The sequence below is a fragment of the Bradyrhizobium barranii subsp. barranii genome (assembly GCF_017565645.3).
In the GTDB taxonomy this organism is placed as follows: domain Bacteria; phylum Pseudomonadota; class Alphaproteobacteria; order Rhizobiales; family Xanthobacteraceae; genus Bradyrhizobium; species Bradyrhizobium barranii.
Genome location: NZ_CP086136.1, coordinates 6,573,013 through 6,595,306, shown reverse-complemented (window position 1 = coordinate 6,595,306; position 22,294 = coordinate 6,573,013). Strand labels below are relative to the sequence as shown.

Sequence of the window (22,294 nt, the reverse complement as noted above, 5' to 3'; positions counted from 1 at the left end):
CCTGGCCCGCTAACTGTCCCGCTAGCCCCGATTTGGCAAGTACTGTAAATTCGGGGATATAGTCCCTGTTTGGATACTATTGGGAAAACACGCATGAAGCGGCGAGATTTTACCCGGCGTCCCGGCTGCTCGGTCGAGGCGACGCTGGACCTGATCGACGGCAAGTGGAAGGGCGTGATCCTCTACCACCTCCAGGACGGCACCCAGCGCTTCGGCGAACTGCGCCGCCGGATGCCCGGCATCACCCAGCGCATGCTGACAAAGCAGCTTCGCGCGCTGGAGGAGGACAAGCTCGTCATCTGCAAGGTCTATGCCGAGGTGCCGCCGCGCGTGGAGTATTGCCTCTCCGAGCTCGGCGAGAGCCTGCGGCCGGTGATCGACATCCTGAAGGCCTGGGGCGAAAGCCATCAGCAACGGCTGTCCTGCGCGCCGCCGCCCGAAGCGGAGCCGGTCAAGAAGCCGAAGCGCGCAGCGTAACTCTCCGGGAGCGGACCGTGCCGCTCCCGGAAGAGATTGCATCAGAACGCAAACTGCGTGCGCAACGCGACCGCATCGAACTTCGAGCCGGTGTCCGCCGCCGACACCGCCGAGGCCTGCTTCGACACCGTGCCATGCAGATAGTCGAGCATGAAGCGCACATTGCCGTTGACGTACCAGTTGAGCGCCAGCGTGTAGACGGTTTGCCGCCCGCCGGCGATGCCGGCGGCGGTCGCCAACTGATCGTTCAGATCTATGGTCGAGTAGCGACCGGCGATCTCCCAGGCACCCCAGCCGCCGCCGTTGATCGAGAACGGATTGTTCGGCTTGACGCCGCCATAGGCCGCGTTGCTCGGATTGTACTTGCGCGATTCACCGGTCAGGACATAGGCCGCCTGTGCGTAGCCGCCCTGGAATTTCAGGCTCGACGTACCGATGGGCGCCACCGCGGTGTTCGCACCGCGATCGATGTTGAACCAGTAGTATTCGCCCTGGACCCAGAGCGGTCCATAGGTGGCCGCGGCTTCCACGCCATAGACCTGCGCGCCCGACACATTTGCAATCGCTCCGGTCGAGATCAGCGTCGTGGGATCGATGCGCAACTCGGGACGATCGCTGAGCGTGAGCGTTTGCGTGTTCGCGATCAGATTGCGCGGCGGCTGGATCAGCCATTCCGCGTCGGCGCCGAGATGCACCGAGTAGTCGTTGCCGCTCACGACCTGGCCCGCAACGCGGGCGGTCGCGCCGTATTGCTCGCTGGTCCCGGGAGGTGACACGCTCGAGGCCGAGTGAATGGCACCCGAGGTCGGGCCGGTCACGTAAGCGCCGGCCCAGAACACGTCATTGTACCAGCGGGCACCGGCGGCGGAACGGAAGTCGCCGGCGGCGATATTTTGCGCGATGATGCCGACCGAGGCGCGTTCCATGAAGGCAATGTCGTTGGAACTCGTGGATTCATCCAGGGTCCAGGCAAGGTCCATGATGCCGGCTTCGATTGCCATCTTGCCGCCGAACGGCTTCAGCCCCGTGTAGCTCACCCAAGCATTCTCGATGCCGGAGGTGCCTCCGCCCGGCAGGAAGCCGACAGGGGTCGCGCCGGCGGCGCCCGTGCCGCCAAATCCGTCGGACGAGCCGCCGAAATCGTAGATCAGCGCGAAATTCCAGTCTTCGAGGAATTTGCCGACGACACCGATGCGCGCGCGACGCACGTTTTCGCCGCTGTCCAGTTTTTGCGGCACAGTTGCCGCCGTGTTGGGACGATAGTCATAGCCGCCCATATCGTAGTGCACGCGACCGGTGATCGCGACGCAGTTTGCCCCATCGGCGGTGCAGATGGTCGGCCGGTTGTTCGGCATCGTCACGACGGCGCCGGACGCGGGCGCCGGTCCCTTGAGCGGGATCGCCGCGTTAGCATTGGCCACGACCGCCTTCGCCTCCGAGCGCGCTTCGGCCTTGGCCTCTGCCTTTGCTTCGACTTTGGCCTTCGCCGTGGCCGCCGTGTTGGCGGCGGTCTGGCTCTGGAGCTTGTCGAGCTTCTGCTCCAGCATCTTCAATTGCAGCTTCAGCAGTGCGATCTCCTGATCGCTGCTGCTTGCCGTTTGGGCCTGGGCCTGCGAGGCCGCCAGCGCACCGGCGAGACCAATCGCGGTGGCTGCAAGTCTTGTCCTGCTCACATCATGACTCCATCGTTTGACGAACTTCCCCAAGTCGTAACGGGAGAGCCTAGGTATGAACGATGACTGCCCCGCGACGCTGCGCCCGGTTGCGCGGTTCCCACTGATGCCAATTCGCCGCAACCGAATCCGCTCGCCACCACAATGCTGGATGACGCGCATCATGCCAATCCACCGCCCAGGTAAATTGTCATTTCGCATGCGGGACTTGCAAGGCGGACACACCGGAAAGGCGGCAGAATGATGCCCCCTGGCGCCCTTCTATTGGCGGGCGAACGCGCCTATATTCCGGCGTCTTTTCCGAGAGGTAGGAATGTTTCGATCGACCCGGACCGCCGTCATCACGGCATTGTGCATAGCGTTTTCAGCCCACCTCAATCCGGCCGCCGCGCAGGACCGTCGTGTCCCGTCCTCGCCCGCCGAGCTGCGGCTGTCCTATGCGCCGATCGTGCAGCGGGTGCAGCCGGCCGTCGTCAACGTCTACGCCGCCAAGGTGGTGCAGAACCGCAATCCGCTGCTGGACGACCCGATCTTCCGCCGCTTCTTCGGCGTGCCGGGCCAGCAGCCCGAGCAGATGCAGCGCTCGCTCGGCTCCGGTGTCATCGTCGATGCCTCCGGCCTCGTCGTCACCAACGTCCACGTCATCGAGGGCGCGGACCAGGTGAAAGTATCGCTGTCGGACAAGCGGGAATTCGAGGCCGAAATCCTGCTGAAGGATCCGCGCACCGATCTCGCCGTGCTGCGCCTGAAGGACACCAAGGAGAAGTTTCCGACCCTGGACTTCACCAACTCCGACGAACTGCTGGTTGGCGATGTAGTGCTCGCGATCGGCAATCCCTTCGGCGTCGGCCAGACCGTGACCCACGGCATCATCTCGGCGCTCGCGCGCACCCAGGTCGGCATCACCGACTACCAGTTCTTCATCCAGACCGATGCGGCCATCAATCCCGGCAATTCCGGCGGCGCGCTGGTCGACATGAGCGGAAAGCTCGCCGGCATCAATACCGCGATCTATTCGCGCTCCGGCGGCTCGCAAGGCATCGGCTTTGCGATCCCCGCCAACATGGTGCGCGTCGTCGTCGCCTCCGCCAAGAGCGGCGGCAAGGCGGTGAAGCGGCCGTGGTTAGGGGCAAAATTGCAGGCGGTGACGCCCGAGATCGCCGAGAGCCTCGGCCTGCGTTCGCCGACCGGCGCGCTGGTCGCAAGCGTGGTCTCGACCGGCCCCGCGGCCAAGGCCGGCCTGAAATCCTCCGATCTCATCACCGGGATCGACGGCCAGACGGTGGATGATCCCAACGCGTTCGACTACCGTTTCGCCACGCGTCCGCTCGGCGGCACCGCGCAGATCGACGTGCAGCGCGGCGGTAAGCCACTCAAGGTCACGATCTCGCTCGAGACCGCACCCGACTCCGGCCGCAACGAACTCGTCGTCACCGCGCGCTCGCCGTTCCAGGGCGCGAAGGTCTCGTCCATCACGCCGGCGGTTGCCGACGAGCTGCATCTGGACGCCGACACCGAAGGCGTCGTGATCACCGATCTCGGCGGCGACAGCGCGGCTGCGAGTGTCGGCTTCCAGAAGGGCGACATCATCCTCGCCGTCAACAACCAGAAGATCAGCAAGACCGGCGACCTCGAAAAGGCGGCGGGCGAACGGCCGCGGATCTGGCGCATCACGCTGGTGCGCGGTGGCCAGCAGATCAACGTCACGCTGGGCGGATGAGCCCGAAGCGACCACAGGAGACGCCAACTCTCTTTGCCGCGGCGGGGCTCGACCACGAGGCTCCGCATCCGCTGCCGGACCGGCTGCGCCCGCGCGCGCTGTCGGAGGTCGTAGGCCAGGACCATATCCTCGGTCCCGATGGTGCGCTGACGCGCATGCTGGAGACGCGCACGCTCGGATCGCTGGTGTTCTGGGGCCCGCCCGGCACCGGCAAGACCACGGTGGCGCGGCTGCTGGCCGATGCGACCGATCTGCATTTCGAGCAGATCTCCGCGGTGTTCTCCGGCGTCGCCGATCTGAAGAAGGCGTTTGACGCCGCACGCGCCCGCCGCGAGATGGGCAAGGGCACGCTGCTGTTCGTCGACGAGGTGCATCGCTTCAATCGCGCCCAGCAGGATTCGTTTCTGCCGGTGATGGAGGACGGCACCGTCGTGATGGTCGGCGCGACCACCGAAAACCCGTCCTTCGAGCTCAACGCGGCGTTGCTCTCTCGTGCGCGCGTGCTGGTGTTTCGCTCGCTCGATGCCGCCGCGATCGAAAAACTGTTCGCGCATGCCGAAGAGGTCGAGGGCCGCAAGCTGCCGCTCGATGACGAGGCGCGCGCTGTGCTGGTGCGCATGGCCGACGGCGACGGCCGGGCATCGCTGACGCTTGTCGAGGAGGTCTGGCGTTCGGCGCGGGCGGACGAGATTTTCAACGCGGCGCAGTTGCAGGAGATCCTGCAGCGCCGCGCGCCGATCTACGACAAGTCGGCCGACGGTCACTACAACCTGATCTCGGCGCTGCATAAGTCGGTGCGGGGCTCCGATCCCGACGCCGCGCTGTACTACCTCGCGCGCATGCTCGATGCCGGCGAGGACCCGCTGTTTCTGGCTCGCCGCGTCGTGCGCATGGCGGTCGAGGACATCGGCCTTGCCGATCCGCAGGCGCTCGTCATTGCCAACGCGGCCAAGGACGCCTTCGACTTCCTCGGCCATCCCGAGGGCGAGCTCGCGATCGCACAGGCCGTCGTCTACCTCGCCACCGCGCCGAAATCGAACGCCGTCTACACGGCTTTCAAGGCCGCGATGCAGGTCGCAAAACAGGCTGGCTCGCTGCTGCCGCCAAAGCACATCCTCAATTCCCCGACCAAGCTGATGAAGTCGGAGGGCTACGGCGCGGCCTACGAATACGACCACGACGCCCCCGACGCCTTCTCCGGCCAGGACTACTTTCCGGAAGCCCTGGGCCGCCCGACCTTCTACGACCCGCCCGAGCGCGGTTTTGAGCGCGAGATCCGCAAGCGGCTGGATTACTGGGCCAAGCTGCGGAAGGAGCGGGGTGGCTCGCGCTAGAAGCGGCCATTTCGCCGTGACGGGAGCCGGCTTTTAGGGTACGCAGGCAACCATGAGCCGCCGCATCAAGAGAATGAACCCAAAGCCCCGCTCGCGTGACGAGCGCGACGATTCGCGTCCATTCAAGGCGCGCACTGCGAAGAAGGCGGGACCACGGCTGGGTGGCAAGCCGGGTGCGAAGCCGCCGCGCTTTGCGGCGGAGCGTGCTGAGCGGCGGCCGCCCAAGGCTGCGCCCGAAGTGGCTGCGCCGGCAAAGCCCGTCGAGGCGCTGCTGCCGACCAAGGTGCAGACCGTCAAGGTGACGGCTGACGAGAACAACATGCGCGTCGACCGTTTCCTGGAAGCGCGCTTTCCGGGCCTGTCGTTCTCCCACATCCAGCGCGTCGTCCGCAAAGGCGAGTTGCGGGTCGACGGCAAGCGCGTCGACAGCAAGGACCGCCTGGAGGAGGGCCAGAGCGTCCGCATTCCGCCGCTGAAGCTCGACACGCCGAAGGCGGCCAGCCCACTGTCGGAAGCTGCGCAAAAAACGCTTGCCGCGCTGAAGGAGATGACGATCTACGAGGACGACGACGTTCTCGTGCTGAACAAGCCGTTGGGCCTCGCCGTGCAGGGCGGCTCGGGCATGACACGGCACATCGACCAGATGCTGGAGGTGATGCGTGATTCCAAGGGCCAGAAGCCGCGCCTCGTGCACCGCATCGACCGGGAGACCTCGGGCTGCCTGCTGATCGCCAAGACGCGATTTGCCGCCTCGCATCTGACCGGCGCCTTTCGCTCGCGGTCCGCGCGAAAGACCTATTGGGCGCTGGTGCCGGGTCTGCCGAAGCCGAAGCAGGGCCGCATCTCGACCTTCCTCGCGAAGGAAGAGAGCGAGGACGACACCATCATGCGCATCGCCCAGCATGGCGACGAGGGCGCGAGCCACGCGGTGACGTACTATGCGGTGGTCGAGACTGCCGGCAACAAGCTGACCTGGGTGTCGCTCAAGCCCGTGACCGGCCGCACCCATCAGCTGCGCGCCCACATGGAGCATATCGGCCACCCCATCGTCGGCGATCCCAAATATTTCAACATCGAGAACTGGCAGCTGCCGGGCGGACTGCAAAACCGGCTGCATCTGCTCGCGCGCCGCATCGTCATTCCGCATCCGCGCGGCGGCGTGATCGACGCCACCGCGCCATTGCCGCCGCACATGCAGCAGTCCTGGAATCTGCTCGGGCTCGATGCGAGCCGGTTTGATCCGATCGAGAACGCGCCGGAAGAGTAGGGATCGGGGCCTCGCTTCCAGCCCCGTCATTGCGAGGAGCGAAGCGACGAAGCAATCCAGAATGCTTCTGCGGATACAGTCTGGATTGCTTCGCTGCGCTCGCAATGACGGTGTTGACGCAGTGGCGACTAGCCCGCTCACTTACGAAACTGCTCCAGAAACATCCGCAGACTGTCATGCGGGCTTTCGACATCCGTGATCAGCCATCCCTCGGGTCCGTTGACCAAGACGAAGTTCAGCGTGACCTTCCGCCCGCGATTGTCGAAATTCGCCGCGACATAGGTCTTGTCGTATTGCCTGCGAATGACCGTGATCGCGACCGGGCCGAGCTTCCAGTTCGGGCTCTGCATTAGGAAGTCGTAGGGCTCGACCTTCGGCGCGCTCCAGGCCTTGCGCAGGCTGGGGTCGAAGAATTGCCGGGCGGAGGCGGCATCGCGCGGCAGGCCTTTTGACAGTTCCGGCGCGCCATCGCCGTAATGCGCGTAGACATTGCGGACCAGCGATTCCGGGGTGCGGAAACCGGCGTCCGCCGCGGCCGGCCAGAGCCCGGCGAGAAGGGCCGCAATGCCCGCAAGTTCCCTCATGCGTTGCCGCTCGCTTTATCAGCCGCCGGTCTTGGCTTACAAGCCTAGCATCCAGAGACCGAGGCCGAAACGAGATGCGCGAATTGTTCGATGAGGTTGCGGGGCGGTCCCCGCTCGATCCGCAGGAGGCGGTGCGCCAGGCCGCGCGTACGCCGCGGCGCAAGCGCTTCTACAAGGAGGCGGGCGTGGCCGAGGCCGAGGGCGGCTTCGCCATCACGCTTGACGGCAGGCCGATCCGGACGCCATCGGCCCGGCAGGTGGTGATCCCGTCGCGCGCGCTGGCCGATGCCGTGGCCGCGGAATGGGCGGCCCAGGGCGAGACGATTAATCCCGTGACCATGCCGCTGACGCGGATCGCCAACAGCGTCGTCGAGGGTGTCATCGATCGCGTCGAGCTCGTCAGCGAGGACCTTGCGAAATACTTCGAGACCGACCTGCTGTTCTATCGCGCCGGCCACCCCGAAGGGCTGGTCGCCCGCGAGGCCGCGCATTGGGACCCCGTGCTGTTCTGGGCCGCGGAGACGCTGGGCGCGCATTTCATCCTGTCCGAGGGCATCATGCATGTGAAGCAGCCGGACGAGGCCGTTCAGGCCGCCCGCACGGCGCTGCCCGGTGATCCCTGGTCGATCGCGGCGCTCCACGTGGTCACGACCCTGACCGGTTCTGCGCTGCTGGCGCTGGCGCTCGCCCATGGCGTGCGCGATGCCGGCCAGGTCTGGGCCGCCGCCCATGTCGACGAGGACTGGAACGCCGAGAAATGGGGCGTGGACGAGGAGGCAGCTAGCCGCCGCGCCGCCCGCCTGAAGGATTTTGAGGCCGCCGTGGCAGTGCTGGCGGCCGTAGAGCCGCAAGCGGACAAAGGTCCTTAACGAGAGGTTTACGAGGGGGCCTTAGGGTGGGGCCAGCGTTCCACGGGCCCCTGAAATGCCAACGCCGATAAGCTCGATCGTTCCCGTCAGTGCCGCCAGCCCCGTGGCTGACGCGGCGACGCCCGATCTTGTGCTCCAGGCCGGCAGCGTCGTGGACGCAAGGGTCGTGAGCGTGATGGCCGACAATCTGGTGCGGATCGCGATCGCCAATCTGTCGATGGATGTGATGTCCGAGGTGTCGCTGACACCGGGGCAAAATCTTCAGCTCGCAGTGTCGCAGAACGACGGCACCATCAGGCTCGCCATCATGAACGGGGCAGGCGAGGCGACGGCGGATCAGATCACGCTGACGCCGCGCGCGGCTTCGCTCGTGGACAGCCCGTCGCTCGCGCCTTCTGCGACCACCGCACGCAACACGCTGACGCCGTTGGAGCAGGTCGCCGTCACGGTGGCTTCGGCCGAGGCGGTGACAAAACAGGGCAGCCAGGCGCCGTTGTTCGCCAATCTCGCCTCCGTCGTCACCGGCAGCGATCTGCCGGCGGGACTGAAGCAGGCGGTGCTGGACGTGCTGGCGCAGCAGACGCCGCTCAACACCGCCCTCGATGGCGGCGATATCGAATCCGCCTTCCAGAAGTCCGGTCTGTTTCTCGAGGCCTCGCTCGCCGCAGGTACAACGCCGTCCTCCGGCGCGATGCCGGACCTGAAGGCCGCGCTGCTGGTGCTGCGCCAGACATTGGCCGCGCTCGAGACCGCCGCGCCACAGGCGCAAGGCGCCGCGATCGCTACGGCGGGGAAACCGCAGGTCGCCGCCGTGCCGCCTCAGGCTGCATCGCCGTCAACCGAGCCCGATATGGCCCAACAGCCGCAGATGCCGCGCAGCGCCAATCTCGCAGCCGCTGTGCTCGCCGATATCGCCGGCGGCGCTCCGCAGGCCGCGATGCCGCGAACCATGTCCGCCGGCCTTGCCGCGGCCCTCCTTCAGGAGGTCACGCAAAACCTGCCGCGCATGACCGGCAATGTGCCCGGCTCCAACAAGGCCGTGCCCGACGGCCATCTCTTCGAGGCCGCCGCACGCGCGACACCGCCGCCGTTCCGCGGCGCGCTGCCGGCGCCGCAGGCGATCGCCTCGCCATCGCTCGCGCCGGATACGCCGCTCTCCACAACGGTGCACCGCCTGCTCGACGACACCGATGCCGCGATCGCGCGGCAGACCTTGTTGCAGGTCGCTTCGCTGCCCGATCGCACCGATGCCTCCGGCCATCGCATCGACCCGGCCGTGCCGCAATGGAATTTCGAGATTCCCTTTGCGACCCCGCAGGGCACCGCGATGGCGCAATTCGAGATCTCGCGCGATGGCGGCAATGAGTCCTCTGATCCCGCCAAGCGCGCCTGGCGCGCGCGCTTCACGCTCAATGTCGAGCCGGCCGGCCCCGTGCATGCCCTGATCACGCTCAACGGCGACAAGACTTTTGTGCGGATGTGGGCGGAGCGGCCCGCGACCGCGCAGCAACTTCGCGCCGGCAGCGGCGAGCTCAACCAGGCCCTGACGCGCGCCGAGCTCAAGCCCGGCGACATCCTGGTGCGCGACGGCACGCCGCCGCAGCCGGCGCCGGCCCGCGCCGGCCACTTCCTGGATCGCGCCACATGAGCGATCCATCCAAGCTCGCCATTGCGCTGCACTACGAGAAGGGCAGCAACGCGCCCGTCGTCGTCGCCAAGGGCAAGGGCACGATCGGCGAAAAGATCGTCGAGATCGCCAAGGCCAACGACATCCCGATCGAAGAGAACGAGATCTTGGCTGGCGCGCTGTCCAAGGTCGAACTCGGCGAGGAGATCCCGCCCGACCTCTACAAGGCCGTCGCCGAAGTGCTGGTATTCGTGCTGCGGCTGTCGGGCCGGGGGCGATAGAGCATGATCCGGAAAAGTGTGCAGCGGTTTTCCGACAAGATCATGCTCAAGAAATAACCTGTCATCGTTTCACCACGATAGCGGCTGCATGGTCGCGGCCATCTTCATTGCTCAACGGATACTGCTCGTGCTGACCCGCCGTTCCACCCTCGGCCTTCTCGCCGCAGCCGCCACCATGCCGCAGCGCGCGTTCGGCCACGTCGCGCCGCCGCGCAACGAGATTCGCGACAGCCTCGCAAAGCGCTTCACCGATCTCGGCACGGCAGGCACCTTCGTCGGCTACAAGGTCGAGGAATATCTGATCGTCGCCAGCGACAGGGAACGTTCCGGCGAAGCGAAGCTGCCGGCCTCAACCTTCAAGATTCCGAACTCGCTGATTGCGCTGGAGACCGGCGTGGTCACAGATCCCGACAAGGACGTGTTCCCCTGGGACGGCGTGAAGCGGCCGATCGAGGCCTGGAACAAGGACCACACGATGCGCAGCGCTATCGCGGTCAGCGCGGTGCCGGTCTATCAGGAGATCGCGCGCCGGATCGGGCAAGAGCGGATGCAAAAGTATGTCGACATGTTCGACTACGGCAATCGCGATATCGGCGGCGGCATCGACCAGTTCTGGCTCACCGGCAATTTGCGCATCGACCCGGTCGAGCAGATCGATTTCGTTGACCGGCTGCGCCGCCGCACGCTGCCGATCAGCAAGCGCAGCCAGGATCTCGTCGCCGACATCCTGCCGGTGACCAAGGTCGGCGACAGCGTCATCCGCGCCAAATCCGGCTTGCTCGGCGCCGAGCGCGGCGAGCCGTCGCTCGGCTGGATGGTCGGCTGGGCCGAGAAGGGCGAGGCGCACACCGTGTTCGCGCTCAACATGGACTGCAAGGAGCCGCGTCTCGTCGGCGAGCGCATGCCGTTGACGCAAGCCTGCCTTGCCGAGATCGGCGCGATCTAGGGTCCAGACTCAATTGAGCCAATATGCGACGAGAGCGGCGAGATGAACAGCGGCCAAAAAATTACGGGCGAGCTTGTCATATCGCGTGGCGATGCGCCGGAAGTCCTTGAGCCTGCAAAAGCAGCGTTCGATGACATTTCGTCCTTTGTAGGCGCGTTTGTTGAAGCGATGGATGACGACACGGTTAGATTTATTGGGGATTACGGGCTTGGCGCCACGACGAATGATTGCGCCGCGAAGCTTGTCGCCATCATACCCTTTGTCGGCGAGGAGCACGCTCATGGGTGGCGCGAGCGCCAGGACATCGGGAGCCGCAGCGATATCGGCATCCTGGCCTGGAGTCAGATGCAGGACGACCGGCCGGCAGAGCGGATCGCTCAGCGCATGGATTTTTGTCGTGCGGCCTCCGCGCGAGCGGCCGATTGCTTGATTGTGCTCCCCCCTTTTCCGCCGGAGGCACACCGGTGAGCTTTAATCGAGGTCGAGTCGAGCGACAGTACGACGCCGTCTTCGCCAGGCTTGGCCAGCGCTTCGAAGATTGCGCACCATCGTCCTCGCTTGGCCCAGCGATTGAAGCGATTGTAGATCGTCGTGTAAGGGCCGTATTCACGTGGACAATCACGCCATCGTGCACCCGATTGCAGCATGTGAATGATGCCGCTGACGATGCGTCGGTCGTCGTCCCGATCCGGCCCCGTCAGTCCCCTCGGCAGATGCGGTTCGATACGCGCCCATTGCCTGTCGTTCAGCCAAAACAAACCAGCGCGCATTCTCTCGCCCCCGAATCAACACGTAGGCAAGAGAATCACGTGGCGCTATTTAGGTACAGACCCTAGCTGGCGCGTACGAACCTGCTAGCATCCTTCCGACCAAACAAAAGAAAAGGTCGGGAGGATAAAATGAATTCAACGCCACTCTGGCTGTCGTCGCTCACGTTGGCCGCCGCCGGCGGCTGGCTCGCAGCCACGATGTTTGCCGTACCCGCCACCAGCAAGGAGCCGCGCTTTCCGCAGCTCACCATGGACCAGCTCGACGCCAAGCAGAAGCCGCTCGGCGAGCAGATCATGAAGGTGTCGAGCGTCGGCATCGGCGGGCCCTACAATCCGATGATCCGCAGCCCGGTGCTCGGCCAGCGACTGTTCGACCTGTTCTACTATCTGCGCTGGGAGACCTCGGTCCCGACCAAGCTGAATGAGTTCGCGATCCTGATCATCGGGCGGCAGTGGCGCTCGCAGGTGGAATGGTTCGCGCACGCGCCGCTGGCAGCCAAGGCGGGCCTGTCGCCTGATATCATCGCGGAGCTGAAGGCCAACAAGCGGCCGTCGAAAATGGCCGAGGACGAGGCCGTGGCCTACGACTTCGTCACCGAGATCACCACGACCAAGAAAGTTTCCGACGAGACCTACACGCGGGCGAAGAAGGTGTTCAACGATCAGCAGATCGTCGATCTCACCGCGGTTGCCGGCAATTACGTGATGGTCGCGATGCTGCTGGCGATGGCCGAAGAGACGGTGCCGCCGGACAAGCAGGAACCGTTCAAGCCGGGAGAGCCGTAGAGGACTCGTCATTGCGAGGAGCGCTTGCGACGAAGCAATCCAGACTGCCGCCGCGGAAAGACTCTGGATTGCTTCGCTGCGCTCGCAATGACGGAGTATGTGGTGGCGACGTCAGCTCTTACATGCACCTCATGGTGAGGAGCCCGCAAAGCGGGCGTCTTCGGACGATGCTCTGCATCGCCGGGCGAACCATGCAGGCCAAGCTGGTTTTTCTATCCCAGCTTGAACAGCGCTTGCAAAAATTCCTCCACCGCCTTGCGCGACTCCGCGGCGGTCGTGGGGTTGCCGCCGACATGCGGGTTCAGCTCGACGCAGGCATCCCTATAGGTGAAGGGCGCGTTGGTGTCGCCGTTCATCAGCACGCCGCCGTCGCCCTCCTTGATATGGCAGTTGCGCACGGTCTGCGCGTTGGCCGACACCGCAACGGTGTTGACGCCGAGCAGGCCGCTGTCGAAGCCGTGCGCGCTGTCGGGGTATTCGGTCAGCATCACATCGCGCCCGGCCGTATTGAGCCGTCCGACGAACGCCTTGCAGCTCGTCACGGGATTATAGTCGTCGGGCGTGCCGTGGAAGATCCGGATCGGGCGCGCGGCGACCTCGGCATCGCCAACGTAGCTCGTCGAGCAATCCGGATAGAACGGGATGTAAGCCGCGAACTGCACGCCGGACTTGTTCCAGAGCTTGTTGAAGCGATCGAGGCTCGCATAGAGCGTCGCCTGTCCGCCGCGCGAGAAGCCCATCAGCACGATGCGGTCAGGATCGACGCGGGGATGCTTCGCAAGAATCTCCAGTGAGCGGTAGATGTCGACGATCAGGTTGAGGCGGCCGAGCAGGGCCTGGTTCGGCCCCACCACCGTCAGCCCGCGGCCCGTAAAACCGTCGATCACGAAGGTCGAGATGCCCATGGCGTTGAAAGCGTGCACCCAGGCCTCGGTGGTGGCGCCGACGCCGCTCGAGCCGTGCATCAGCACCACGACGGGAAGCTTGCCGGTGCCCTGGGCGACGCGGAATTCGCCAGCGACCGTCACCGGCTTGCCGGCCGCCGCATCGCCGCTGAGGAATTGCTGGTCGGAGAGGGTGAGCGAGGGGATCGGATAGATCTCGGCGCGGGTGGCGACTTCCTTCGGCAGGGATTGCGCGTTGGCGCCAATGCCGGCGAGCAGTGTTGAAATGCAGAGCGCCATAGCGACGCGGAATGCGGTCGGCATCGTGATCCTCCCCCTATGATTTTCATGGAGTAGAACAACGGACCTGCGCACTGTCAATTTGATGCGCGACGACCTCAGGCCTTATCCGCCTTCTTCGCCATCAGCGCCTGGTCGATCGCAAAGCCGCCGATCTCGCTCATCGCTTCCGAGATCACGTCGCCCTTGCGGGCAAAACCGGCGGAGAGGACATCGAACTGCGTCCGTGCCAGGCGCAGCACCTCGAGCGGCACCGAGACCACGGTCTCGTTGAAGCTGTCGACGGAGGCGCGCAAGCCGTCGAGCTCGGTGGTGAGCTTGCCGATATGGCTTTCCGCATCCTGCATCAGGCCGAGCAGCTTGCCGCGCTCGGCGTCGAACGCGGTGCGCTCGGCCGCCGCGGCCGCGGTCACTTCGGCGAGGTGGGTCCCCAGCGCCGCGATCTGGCTGACCATGGCGCGGGAGGTGAGATCAGTCGCCTCGCGCAGCTCTACAAGGCGCTTGTTCTCTTCCTGTTGCTCGTGAAACAGCCGTTCGGCCGACATCGCCCGTTGCTTGAGCGATTCGATCAGCGCGGCCGCGCGCAGCAGCATCTCGCCGTTGCGCCCCGACACCATGCTGGCCATCCGCCGCAGGAAGTCGGTGGTTTCGGACGATGAGTTCGGCGGCAGGGGGACGACCGTGACGGACATGGGCAATGCTTGCAGCCAGACGTGGTGACCGCCGCCGTACCGACTGGGCTCACGCAACATTCGGCGCCTGATCGTGAAGGGAGCAAGCCTGAATCGGCCGGCCCGGTCAACCGGTGGGGGCCGACAAAACGACGGCACTCCCCTCAGGCGTCTTTCTGGCGGCCGATCCGCCCGAGATGGGTGAAGCCGAACCCGGCCGAATATTTCAGGCCATAGCCGAGCGCCCGGTCGATGCCGATATGGGCGAGCCAGATCAAGGCGATGGACAGCGTGAGGGGCGAGGCGAAGCCGAAGCCCAGCGTCAGCAGCGTCACCGGCGCCATGTAGCTGTGGGCGGCATTGTAGACCAGCGCCCCGAATCTGGCGTCGGCCAGGTACGCCAGGAAGCTCAGATCGGGGACGAAGAAGAGCAGGGCGAACACCAGCCAGGAGCCGTCCCAGGAGGCGTACAGCATCACCATCCCCGTAAACAGGGTCAGGCCTTCCAGCCGCAGCAGGATCTTGACGCCGCCGGTCGCCGCGCCGGTCTCGGCCGTTGCTTCATTCATCGTCGTCTCCCAGGCAAAACTCTGTAATTCCTTGCGCTTTCCCGCTGCGGCAAGGCAGCCCTGCGGCGCCGAAAGCGGCTTCCCGGCCCGCAAAATGCCGTGTTAGAACCCCCGGCAATCGCATTTAGGCTAAGAACTGGCGGGAGCAAATGAAGAATATCCTGGACGCCCTTGAAGATCGTCGCGCCGGCGCAAAGCTCGGTGGCGGGGAGAAGCGCATCGAGGCGCAGCACGCCCGCGGCAAGCTGACCGCGCGCGAGCGCATCGAGCTCCTGCTCGACAAGGGATCGTTCGAGGAGTTCGACATGTTCGTCGAGCACCGCTCCACCGAGTTCGGTATGGAGAAGAACAAGATCCCCGGCGACGGCGTCGTCACCGGTTGGGGCACCGTCAACGGCCGCAAGACGTTTGTCTTCGCGAAAGACTTCACGGTGTTCGGCGGCTCGCTGTCGGAGACCCATGCGCTGAAGATCACGAAACTTCAGGACATGGCGATGAAGGCGCGGGCGCCCATCATCGGCCTCTATGACGCGGGCGGCGCCCGCATCCAGGAGGGCGTCGCGGCGCTCGCCGGCTATTCCTATGTGTTCCGCCGCAACGTGCTCGCCTCGGGCGTGATCCCGCAGATCTCCGTCATCATGGGCCCCTGCGCCGGCGGCGACGTCTATTCGCCGGCGATGACCGACTTCATCTTCATGGTGAAGAACACCAGCTACATGTTCGTCACCGGCCCCGACGTGGTGAAGACCGTCACCAACGAGGTCGTCACGGCGGAAGAGCTCGGCGGCGCCTCGGTGCACGCCACGCGCTCCTCGATCGCGGACGGGGCCTTCGAGAACGACGTCGAGACGCTCTTGCAGATGCGTCGCCTGATCGACTTCCTGCCGTCCAACAACACCGACGGCGTGCCGGAATGGCCGAGCTTTGACGACATCGGCCGGGTCGACATGTCCTTGGACACGCTGATCCCCGACAATCCGAACAAGCCCTACGACGTGAAGGAGCTGATCCTGAAGGTCGTGGACGAGGGCGATTTCTTCGAGATCGCGGATGCCTTCGCCAAGAACATCGTCACGGGCTTTGGCCGCATTGCGGGCCGCACCGTCGGCTTCGTCGCCAACCAGCCGATGGTGCTGGCCGGCGTGCTCGACAGCGACGCGTCACGGAAGGCGGCGCGCTTCGTCCGTTTTTGCGATGCCTTCAACATCCCGATCGTCACCTTCGTCGACGTGCCGGGCTTCCTGCCGGGCACCGCGCAGGAATATGGCGGCCTGATCAAGCACGGCGCAAAACTGCTGTTCGCGTATTCGCAGTGCACCGTGCCGCTGGTGACGATCATCACCCGCAAGGCCTATGGCGGCGCCTTCGACGTCATGGCCTCCAAGGAGATCGGCGCCGACATGAACTACGCCTGGCCGACCGCCCAGATCGCGGTGATGGGCGCCAAGGGCGCGGTCGAGATCATCTTCCGCAGTGACATCGGCGACCCCGACAAGATCGCCGCGCGCACCAAGGAATACGAAGATCGCTTCCTGTCGCCGTTCATCGCAGCCGAGCGCGGCTACATCGATGACGTCATCATGCCGCACTCGACCCGCAAGCGGATCGCGCGTGCGCTGGCAATGCTGAAGGACAAGAAGGTGGAAACGCCGGCGAAGAAGCACGACAATTTGCCGTTGTGACGACAAGTAGCCCGGATGGAGCGTAGCGAAATCCGGGTTTTTAACCCAAGTGCCGCATGTCGCTGATGACCGAAGACGATCCGACCGACGAGATTTCAGACATTGAGGCGCGGATCGAGCGGCTGGCCGAGATCGCCGAGCGATGCCGGAAGTACATTCTGGCATCCAAAATCGCGATTGGCGGCGGCGGCGCGCTGTTGTTGATCACGATCCTTGGGTTGTTCGGGACAGGTCTGACCGCGGCGCTCGGATCGATCGCCTTGGTGCTAGGCGGGATCGTGTCGCTCGGTTCGAACATCAGCACGTTGCAGCAAACCGAGAGCGCCATCGGTGCTGCCGAGGCGCTTCGCGCGCAACTGATCGGCAGGATCGATCTTCGCGTGGTTGAGGACACGCCGCTGAAGTTGGTGTGAGGCGAAATTCGTAGGGTGGGCTAGCCCCGCGACTGCGCGAAGCGCAGTTCGCGCGGCGTAACCCACCATCCTTGTTGAAACATGCGCTGGCGGATTACGCTTGCGCTAATCCGCCCTGCGTTTGGCGTCCGCCGCAGCGAAATGCGCCATCTGGTCGGCGTGGGCTTTTGCGAACGCCGGACGGCCCGTGGCGCGCGCGACGTAGTCGCGGCAGGCAGGACTGTCCGCCAGGCCGTCGAACTTGTCGACGACGCGCAGCACGTCCGACATCAGGATGTCGGCGACGGAGAAAGACCCCGCCAGCCATTCGCGCACCGCAAGCACCGTCTCCATGTGCTTGAGCCGGAGTTTTAGGAAGTCGTCGACGAACTTCACGGCGGGTGAGCCATCGTCACTGCGGGTGAACTTGAACATGGTCCAGGGCAGGGCCGGCATCTCCACTGAATTGAGCGCGGCGAACACCCATTCGACCGTGTCACTGCGGCCGCGCGGATCGGTGGGCATCAGCCTGTCGCTGAGCTCACCCAGATGCAGCAGGATCGCGCCGCTCTCGAAGATCGAGAGGTCGCCATCGGTCAGCCACGGCACCTGGCCGAACGGCTGGTGCGCGAAATGTGCGGCGTCCCGCGGGCCGAACGGTACGCTCGCAACGCGATAGGGCAACGTGGCCTCTTCGAGCGCCCAGCGCACGCGAAGGTCGCGTACGAAACCCCGCGGCATCTCGGGAACCCAATCGAAGGTGGTGAGGGTGAGGTTGGCCATGCGGTGTCTCCGTGCTGTCTGGGCATAGGACGGATGAGGGACGGGCGACAGGCGCGGACGGTTTTTCTCCGCGGGCAGGGACCGTAGGGTGGGCAAAGGCGCACTTGCGCCGGTGCCCACCATCTTTTGGCCGACGACAGAAGTGGTGGGCACGCTCCGCTTTGCCCACCCTACGGGGCCACTGGGCTTGGCTCACTGCCCAAGCTTCGCCAACTTGCCTTGCTTCGCGGCCTCGACCGCGCGCTCTGCATCCTCCGGCAGCAGGGTCCGCTCCGCCACCTGCCGCGCCGCCTCGCGCCGTACCGCGGCCACATACGCGCCATCGTCCGCATAGCGCTCCCCGATCGACAGCCGGGGATCGTGCACTTCCTTCCGCGCGGCCTCGGTCGGTGCGAATGGCACCACCGCGCCTTGCAGCGGATAGAGCGCGGTCGGGCCGAATCCCTGCGCGCGTGGATTCCACGCGGTGTAGGTCGCGCGTGGCACCGCCAACGCAAGCTGGCGGATACCCGCGATGGCCATGCCGTCATTGTCCGCCTTCGGCACGAACACGGGATAGCGGCCGATCTCCTTGGGCGGCAGCACGCTCTGGTCGGAGAAGGCGGCCAGCGTATGGATGCCGGCATAGGGCAGGCCGGGGATATCCATCGGCACCGCGCCTTGCGCCGGCACAAGCGTGCCGTGGGCGCGCATGGGGACGCGGCTTGCGGGCGGCTTGATGCCGCCGCTGATCCAGGCGTTGAGGTCGGTGAGCAGCGCGCGCATCGGCCCGCCCGCATGCATCGGGTTTTGCGGCAGCGACATCGCGGGCACGCCCTTGCGCATCACGTCGGAAGCTTCGGCGAAATGCGGCGTGCCTGCGATCATGTAGGCGCGGACGTTGTCGGGGAGGTCGAGGTGGTTGCCGGCGAGGTCGGTGACCAGCAACGAAGCATGCGAGGCCCACCATTCGTGCTCGCTGTCGGTCTGCATCACCTTCGGGCACGTCGCCGAGAGCGCGCAGCGGCGGAGCAGGCCGTCGGTCTTGCCGGAATAGGGATCGCTGAGGCTCGCATAGGTGAAGGGGAACAGATCAGCCTGCCACGCCGGATCCTGCGGATGGCGCGGGTTGCGGCCGGGCTGGCCGAAGCGGATGTTTGTCGCCATCCGCCGCGTGCCCGCGACATGCGGCATCAATCCGTCGAACACCGTGCGCCCCTGGAGATCCTCGTTGAAGCCGAGATAGAGGAAGTCGCGCAGGAAGCGGCCGGATTGCGACACGCCGAAGCCGATGGCGCGGCTGACGGAGGGATGCAGGCCGTTCAGCAGCGGGTTCGCCTGGGTCTCGTCGTGGCGGAGAAAGCTGACGACGTCGCGCACGGCGGCATAGCCCATGCCGAGCGGCACAGGATCGCGCGCGGTGTAGGTGATCTCGTAGAGCGCGCCGGCATCAAAACCGTCGGGCCGGGTGATCTCCACCGTCACGGGATCGACGAGCTTTGCGAGGAGGCCGGAAGGCGCCTGCCGCGCATCGGCCCAGGCGGCGCGTACGGAGACCTTGAGGTCGGCGGCATCAGTCGCCGGCCAGGTCAGCGTCGCGCGCGCGGGATTGGTCGTGTTGTCGAAGACGATCTCTTCGCGCGCGGGCCCGGTGACGGTCTTCAGCACCGGCGCCGTCATCGCCATCTGGCCGGGCCTGGAGGGGATGTCGCCCTGCCAGCCGACCCAGACCATCGTAAAGCCTTGGCGATGCAGGAAGCCGATGCCGGCGTCCTCGGCCTTGTCGGCATTGTTGGCGCCGGGCTGGGCGGAATCGTCGAACAATTGCGGCGCCAGCTTGCGGCCGCGATTGGGCACCTCGAGCAGCAGCGTGCCGTTGCCGTGAGTGGGATCGGTGGGCCGCAGGATCACGACGTCGGCGGTGGCTGCCACCTTGCCGTCGGAGCTACGCGGCGCGAGCGCGAGGTCGGTGATGACGGCGTTGCGATCGTCGGACGGGTTGAGCGCGAAGGTCGCGCGCGCGGTGATGCGCTCATAGGTGCCGACATCGCCGAAGCTGCGCCCCGCAAAGGCGGGCTCGCGCGCGAGGATGTCGAAGCGGATGATTTCGGCGAGCGAGGCCGTGGGCCACAGGCAGGTGATCGCAACGACGCCCGTGATGATCCTGCGCATGGCCGTTCCTTCCCCCATCGGCGCGATCATCAAGTTCCGTCGCGCGGGCTTTTTGTTGCCGCCACTATAACCGTCTATGCTGCGGCCAAACAACGGGAGGAAACACATGCCTGCTGCCTACTTCGTCGTTCGCGCCACCGTCACCGACGCCAGCAAGCGCGCCGCCTTCGACACATGGTACGAGACGGAACATGTGCCCGACGCGGTGAAGGCGTTCGGCGTAGCTGAGGCCTGGCGGTTCTGGAGCCTGGACGATCCCTCGCTGCATCAGGCGATGTATCAGTTCGATGACGAGGCCAAGCTGGCTGCGATGTTGAAGGGCGATGCGTTGAAGCAGCTCGTCGCCGATTTCAACCGCGACTGGCCCGACGTGAAGCGCACGCGCGAGACGCTGGTGCTGGCGCAGGAGTTTGGAGCGTAGCCGTAGCTCGCTCGTCCCTGACACCCATGTCATGAATCTGAAGATGCGATTCAGCTTTCGTTCATGTCGTGACCACGACACTCCCTCTGCATCACTTGCTCGATAGCCTAGAGGACATGTCATGGAGCGTCGGAACTTTTTGAAACTTGCATTCGGCGTCGCGGCTGGAGCCGCGACGTTGACCGCGACCGCACAAGCTGCGCCGTTGGCGCCGCAGCCGCTTGGTGATCCCGCGCGCGCGCCGCAAGGCTATCCCGACGCTCGTCCCGCCGTCACCACCAGTGAGGAGACCGCGCAGCTCAAGCCCGAGCAGGTGCATTGGCATGGCCACCACCGCCATTGGGGCTGGCGCCGCCGCCACTGGGGTTGGCATCGCCGGCGCTGGCACCGCCACCACTGGTAAGCTCGGCACAAGCCAGGCCTTGAACGGGGATCGCGATTGCGGTCCCCGTTTTTATTCGGAGCCGGCGGATGCGACGCCAGGCGTTCAAAACGAAAATGGCCGCGCAGGCTTTCGCCGCACGGCCATCTCGCGATACGAAAAGGTCAGATCAGATCGGGCGGCAGCGGCCACCCCACCAACGGAAGCCGTACGGGCAGACGCGGGCGCGGGGCACGACGACGACCGGCGGGGCAACCACCACCGGGCCGGGCCGCACAACGACCGCACCGCGCATCGGGCGGCAGCCGCCATAGGCGCCGCGGTACCAGCCGGGGCCGCAGCCACCGGCGGCGCTGGCCGCTTCGCTGAAACCGACGACCGCGCTGGCGAGCATGACGGCGGCAAACAGGTACTTCATGTGATCTTCCTCTTTTCCTTGGGCAGGTTTTTGGGGCGCTTGCGGCGCACAATGAATCAAAAGACACGATTCGACACGTTAAATTTGGGCACGTGCCGACACGTCGCGATCCAAACCTGCCAATCATGACCTGAATGCGGCATGAACATTCTCTGCATACGGCTTCCGGCGACAGCAATGGCGCTGGAGCGCCGTCCCGATGGAATCGGAACGGGGCTCCATGTTTTTTGTTTTGTCGCGTTTTCTTGACGCGAACCGGTATCCACTTCGCTCGAAAACGCTCTAGCGACCGAGAAAGCCCAGCACCAATTCCTTGTACTTCTCCGGCGCCTCCAGGAAGACGAGGTGGCCGGTGTCCGGGATCACTTCGGCCCGCGCGTTCGGCATCTTGGCCGCAAGCGCTTTCGCGAGCTCCGCGTTCTGGCCCATTTTCGCGCGCAATGCCTCCGGCGCGTTCGGACGGCCCGGCGCGTTGTGATCGTCGGCGCCCATGATGAACAGCGTCGGCTCTGTGATCAACGCGACCTCGTGCGCGACCGGCTCGCGATAGATCATCTGGCCGGAGCTGACGTAGGCGCAGCCAGCGCGGATAATCGGGGCTGCCCTTGATGTTGAAGCGGGCGTCGACGAACGGCGTGATCGCGTCCGGCGGCAGCTTGATCGCGTAATTGGTCTGGAGCTGCTTGCGATAGCCGTCGGGTGTGAGCTTGTCCTCGCTCTCGATGATCTTCTCGGTCGGCGTCGGCGGCACGTAGAGGCGGTAGTCTTCCAGCCCGATCGGCGCGGTCAGCACGAGATGGGCGACGCGGTCCGGATAGGCGCGGGCGATGCGCACGCCCAGCATGCCGCCGAGCGAATGCGCGACGACCTCAGCTTTGTCGATCTTGAGATGATCGAGCAGCGCAATGGTGTTGCGCGCCAGCGTGTCGAAGTGCAGTTCGCCTTGCGGCTTCGAAGATTTGCCGAAGCCGATCTGGTCCGGCACGATCACGCGAAAACAGGCGTCACTGAGCATCTTGATGACGGGCGCCCAGTAGCTCGACGGAAAATTGCGCCCGTGCAGCAGCACGACGGTGCGGCCGTTCGGCCGCTCGGGCGCGACGTCCATATAAGCCATGCTGAGCTGCTCGCCGTCATTGACAACAGGCAGCAGATGCACGGGATACGGATAGGCAAAGCCTTCGAGCGCGATGCCGTAGGGCTCGCGCGGGGTGGTGTCGGCGGCGTGGGTGGACGTGAACGGGGAAGCGAGGAGGGCTGCGGCAAGCGCGACCGGGAGGATGCGGTTCATGAAGATCTCGTAATTG

General features: G+C 65.3%; 22 protein-coding genes and 1 pseudogene. 13 read left to right on the top strand and 10 right to left on the bottom strand.

Translation table 11 applies throughout. The features are described 5' to 3' along the window. Positions 1–93: 93 nt before the first annotated feature. Positions 94–477: a winged helix-turn-helix transcriptional regulator gene (locus tag J4G43_RS32155; protein WP_208087425.1), complete on the top strand. Its 384-nt coding sequence runs from the start codon at positions 94–96 to the stop codon at positions 475–477. Between the two features lie 41 nt (positions 478–518). On the opposite strand, the gene J4G43_RS32150 is transcribed toward J4G43_RS32155, so the two are convergent. After that, entirely contained in the window at positions 519–2,150 is a 1,632-nt protein-coding gene (locus J4G43_RS32150; RefSeq protein ID WP_208087424.1) for an OprO/OprP family phosphate-selective porin, read from the bottom strand. Positions 2,151–2,463: 313 nt separating this feature from the next. On the opposite strand from J4G43_RS32150, the gene J4G43_RS32145 reads away from it, so the two are divergent. Genes J4G43_RS32145 through J4G43_RS32135 form a run of 3 tightly spaced genes read left to right on the top strand, consistent with a single transcriptional unit; the run spans position 2,464 to position 6,471 of the window. Then, positions 2,464–3,870, top strand: a complete 1,407-nt coding sequence (locus J4G43_RS32145) for a DegQ family serine endoprotease (RefSeq protein WP_208087423.1) — start codon at positions 2,464–2,466, stop codon at positions 3,868–3,870. Next, positions 3,867–5,204 (top strand): replication-associated recombination protein A, encoded by a 1,338-nt coding sequence (locus tag J4G43_RS32140; RefSeq protein WP_208087422.1) that lies wholly within the window; start codon positions 3,867–3,869, stop codon positions 5,202–5,204. Before J4G43_RS32145 ends, J4G43_RS32140 begins: the two co-directional genes overlap by 4 nt. A 52-nt stretch (positions 5,205–5,256) precedes the next feature. After that, complete coding sequence (locus tag J4G43_RS32135; RefSeq protein WP_208087421.1) at positions 5,257–6,471, top strand: RluA family pseudouridine synthase; 1,215 nt, start codon at positions 5,257–5,259, stop codon at positions 6,469–6,471. A 137-nt stretch (positions 6,472–6,608) separates the two neighbouring features. On the opposite strand, the gene J4G43_RS32130 is transcribed toward J4G43_RS32135, so the two are convergent. Next, the gene (locus J4G43_RS32130; RefSeq protein WP_208087420.1) at positions 6,609–7,055 is read right to left on the bottom strand and encodes a hypothetical protein; all 447 of its coding nucleotides are present in this window, start codon (positions 7,053–7,055) and stop codon (positions 6,609–6,611) included. 74 nt (positions 7,056–7,129) lie between these two features. Between J4G43_RS32130 and J4G43_RS32125 the strand changes: the two genes are divergently transcribed. The 4 genes from J4G43_RS32125 to blaOXA all read left to right on the top strand — a co-directional run bounded on the left by J4G43_RS32125 (position 7,130) and on the right by blaOXA (position 10,778). Then, entirely contained in the window at positions 7,130–7,924 is a 795-nt protein-coding gene (locus tag J4G43_RS32125; RefSeq protein ID WP_208087419.1) for an ATP12 family chaperone protein, read from the top strand. Between the two features lie 55 nt (positions 7,925–7,979). Beyond that, positions 7,980–9,572, top strand: a complete 1,593-nt coding sequence (fliK, locus tag J4G43_RS32120; RefSeq protein WP_208087418.1) for a flagellar hook-length control protein FliK — start codon at positions 7,980–7,982, stop codon at positions 9,570–9,572. Next, positions 9,569–9,832: an EscU/YscU/HrcU family type III secretion system export apparatus switch protein gene (locus J4G43_RS32115; RefSeq protein ID WP_028151179.1), complete on the top strand. Its 264-nt coding sequence runs from the start codon at positions 9,569–9,571 to the stop codon at positions 9,830–9,832. The genes fliK and J4G43_RS32115 overlap by 4 nt, the downstream gene beginning before the upstream one ends. A gap of 88 nt (positions 9,833–9,920) precedes the next feature. After that, a complete protein-coding gene (gene blaOXA, locus J4G43_RS32110; protein ID WP_210387375.1) occupies positions 9,921–10,778 on the top strand; it encodes a class D beta-lactamase in 858 nt (285 codons plus the stop codon). 9 nt (positions 10,779–10,787) lie between these two features. Here blaOXA and J4G43_RS32105 read toward each other — a convergent pair. Beyond that, positions 10,788–11,548 (bottom strand): IS5-like element ISBj2 family transposase gene (locus tag J4G43_RS32105; RefSeq protein ID WP_110115815.1). Its coding sequence is split into 2 segments (ribosomal slippage): positions 10,788–11,209 and positions 11,209–11,548, totalling 762 coding nucleotides; the frame shifts between segments, so codons are not numbered across the junction. Positions 11,549–11,677: 129 nt separating this feature from the next. Between J4G43_RS32105 and J4G43_RS32100 the strand changes: the two genes are divergently transcribed. Next, positions 11,678–12,334: a carboxymuconolactone decarboxylase family protein gene (locus J4G43_RS32100; protein ID WP_208087417.1), complete on the top strand. Its 657-nt coding sequence runs from the start codon at positions 11,678–11,680 to the stop codon at positions 12,332–12,334. A 212-nt stretch (positions 12,335–12,546) separates the two neighbouring features. Here the strand turns inward: J4G43_RS32100 and J4G43_RS32095 are convergent, their stop codons facing one another. The 3 genes from J4G43_RS32095 to J4G43_RS32085 all read right to left on the bottom strand — a co-directional run bounded on the left by J4G43_RS32095 (position 12,547) and on the right by J4G43_RS32085 (position 14,758). Then, entirely contained in the window at positions 12,547–13,542 is a 996-nt protein-coding gene (locus tag J4G43_RS32095) for a dienelactone hydrolase family protein (protein WP_208087416.1), read from the bottom strand. Positions 13,543–13,616: 74 nt separating this feature from the next. Then, the gene (locus J4G43_RS32090; protein ID WP_208087415.1) at positions 13,617–14,210 is read right to left on the bottom strand and encodes a hypothetical protein; all 594 of its coding nucleotides are present in this window, start codon (positions 14,208–14,210) and stop codon (positions 13,617–13,619) included. Between the two features lie 143 nt (positions 14,211–14,353). Continuing rightward, positions 14,354–14,758 (bottom strand): DUF4260 domain-containing protein, encoded by a 405-nt coding sequence (locus J4G43_RS32085; RefSeq protein WP_028154904.1) that lies wholly within the window; start codon positions 14,756–14,758, stop codon positions 14,354–14,356. Positions 14,759–14,907: 149 nt separating this feature from the next. Here J4G43_RS32085 and J4G43_RS32080 point away from each other — a divergent pair, with 149 nt between their 5' ends. Both J4G43_RS32080 and J4G43_RS32075 read left to right on the top strand, forming a co-directional pair. Beyond that, positions 14,908–16,440 (top strand): acyl-CoA carboxylase subunit beta, encoded by a 1,533-nt coding sequence (locus J4G43_RS32080; protein WP_208087414.1) that lies wholly within the window; start codon positions 14,908–14,910, stop codon positions 16,438–16,440. A gap of 65 nt (positions 16,441–16,505) precedes the next feature. Next, on the top strand, positions 16,506–16,853 hold the full coding sequence (locus tag J4G43_RS32075) for a hypothetical protein (protein ID WP_085405578.1): 348 nt from the start codon (positions 16,506–16,508) through the stop codon (positions 16,851–16,853). Positions 16,854–16,958: 105 nt separating this feature from the next. Here J4G43_RS32075 and J4G43_RS32070 read toward each other — a convergent pair whose 3' ends face one another. Together J4G43_RS32070 and J4G43_RS32065 are read right to left on the bottom strand one after the other, a co-directional pair. Then, positions 16,959–17,615 (bottom strand): glutathione S-transferase family protein, encoded by a 657-nt coding sequence (locus J4G43_RS32070; protein WP_208087413.1) that lies wholly within the window; start codon positions 17,613–17,615, stop codon positions 16,959–16,961. Between the two features lie 192 nt (positions 17,616–17,807). Next, positions 17,808–19,766 carry an alpha/beta hydrolase domain-containing protein gene (locus J4G43_RS32065; RefSeq protein ID WP_208087412.1) on the bottom strand — a complete coding sequence of 653 codons (1,959 nt, stop codon included), beginning with the start codon at positions 19,764–19,766 and terminating at the stop codon, positions 17,808–17,810. Positions 19,767–19,872: 106 nt separating this feature from the next. Here J4G43_RS32065 and J4G43_RS32060 point away from each other — a divergent pair, with 106 nt between their 5' ends. Together J4G43_RS32060 and J4G43_RS32055 are read left to right on the top strand one after the other, a co-directional pair. Then, on the top strand, positions 19,873–20,187 hold the full coding sequence (locus J4G43_RS32060; protein WP_208087411.1) for a hypothetical protein: 315 nt from the start codon (positions 19,873–19,875) through the stop codon (positions 20,185–20,187). Positions 20,188–20,308: 121 nt separating this feature from the next. Continuing rightward, positions 20,309–20,590 carry a twin-arginine translocation (Tat) gene (locus tag J4G43_RS32055; RefSeq protein WP_208087410.1) on the top strand — a complete coding sequence of 94 codons (282 nt, stop codon included), beginning with the start codon at positions 20,309–20,311 and terminating at the stop codon, positions 20,588–20,590. A 148-nt stretch (positions 20,591–20,738) separates the two neighbouring features. Here J4G43_RS32055 and J4G43_RS32050 read toward each other — a convergent pair whose 3' ends face one another. Both J4G43_RS32050 and J4G43_RS32045 read right to left on the bottom strand, forming a co-directional pair. Next, positions 20,739–20,987, bottom strand: a complete 249-nt coding sequence (locus J4G43_RS32050) for a GCG_CRPN prefix-to-repeats domain-containing protein (RefSeq protein ID WP_063982626.1) — start codon at positions 20,985–20,987, stop codon at positions 20,739–20,741. Between the two features lie 282 nt (positions 20,988–21,269). Beyond that, positions 21,270–22,278: pseudogene (locus J4G43_RS32045) on the bottom strand (alpha/beta fold hydrolase). Positions 22,279–22,294 lie beyond the last annotated feature (16 nt).

Coding starts and splice junctions, on each gene's coding strand:
- blaOXA (WP_210387375.1), top strand. CDS start 9,921: ATGGTCGCGGCCATCTTCATTGCTCAACGGATACTGCTCGTGCTGACC.
- J4G43_RS32060 (WP_208087411.1), top strand. CDS start 19,873: ATGCCTGCTGCCTACTTCGTCGTTCGCGCCACCGTCACCGACGCCAGC.
- J4G43_RS32095 (WP_208087416.1), bottom strand. CDS start 13,542: ATGCCGACCGCATTCCGCGTCGCTATGGCGCTCTGCATTTCAACACTG.
- J4G43_RS32100 (WP_208087417.1), top strand. CDS start 11,678: ATGAATTCAACGCCACTCTGGCTGTCGTCGCTCACGTTGGCCGCCGCC.
- fliK (WP_208087418.1), top strand. CDS start 7,980: ATGCCAACGCCGATAAGCTCGATCGTTCCCGTCAGTGCCGCCAGCCCC.
- J4G43_RS32140 (WP_208087422.1), top strand. CDS start 3,867: ATGAGCCCGAAGCGACCACAGGAGACGCCAACTCTCTTTGCCGCGGCG.
- J4G43_RS32080 (WP_208087414.1), top strand. CDS start 14,908: ATGAAGAATATCCTGGACGCCCTTGAAGATCGTCGCGCCGGCGCAAAG.
- J4G43_RS32055 (WP_208087410.1), top strand. CDS start 20,309: ATGGAGCGTCGGAACTTTTTGAAACTTGCATTCGGCGTCGCGGCTGGA.
- J4G43_RS32090 (WP_208087415.1), bottom strand. CDS start 14,210: ATGTCCGTCACGGTCGTCCCCCTGCCGCCGAACTCATCGTCCGAAACC.
- J4G43_RS32065 (WP_208087412.1), bottom strand. CDS start 19,766: ATGCGCAGGATCATCACGGGCGTCGTTGCGATCACCTGCCTGTGGCCC.
- J4G43_RS32135 (WP_208087421.1), top strand. CDS start 5,257: ATGAGCCGCCGCATCAAGAGAATGAACCCAAAGCCCCGCTCGCGTGAC.
- J4G43_RS32050 (WP_063982626.1), bottom strand. CDS start 20,987: ATGAAGTACCTGTTTGCCGCCGTCATGCTCGCCAGCGCGGTCGTCGGT.
- J4G43_RS32155 (WP_208087425.1), top strand. CDS start 94: ATGAAGCGGCGAGATTTTACCCGGCGTCCCGGCTGCTCGGTCGAGGCG.
- J4G43_RS32145 (WP_208087423.1), top strand. CDS start 2,464: ATGTTTCGATCGACCCGGACCGCCGTCATCACGGCATTGTGCATAGCG.
- J4G43_RS32130 (WP_208087420.1), bottom strand. CDS start 7,055: ATGAGGGAACTTGCGGGCATTGCGGCCCTTCTCGCCGGGCTCTGGCCG.
- J4G43_RS32070 (WP_208087413.1), bottom strand. CDS start 17,615: ATGGCCAACCTCACCCTCACCACCTTCGATTGGGTTCCCGAGATGCCG.
- J4G43_RS32115 (WP_028151179.1), top strand. CDS start 9,569: ATGAGCGATCCATCCAAGCTCGCCATTGCGCTGCACTACGAGAAGGGC.
- J4G43_RS32075 (WP_085405578.1), top strand. CDS start 16,506: ATGACCGAAGACGATCCGACCGACGAGATTTCAGACATTGAGGCGCGG.
- J4G43_RS32085 (WP_028154904.1), bottom strand. CDS start 14,758: ATGAATGAAGCAACGGCCGAGACCGGCGCGGCGACCGGCGGCGTCAAG.
- J4G43_RS32125 (WP_208087419.1), top strand. CDS start 7,130: ATGCGCGAATTGTTCGATGAGGTTGCGGGGCGGTCCCCGCTCGATCCG.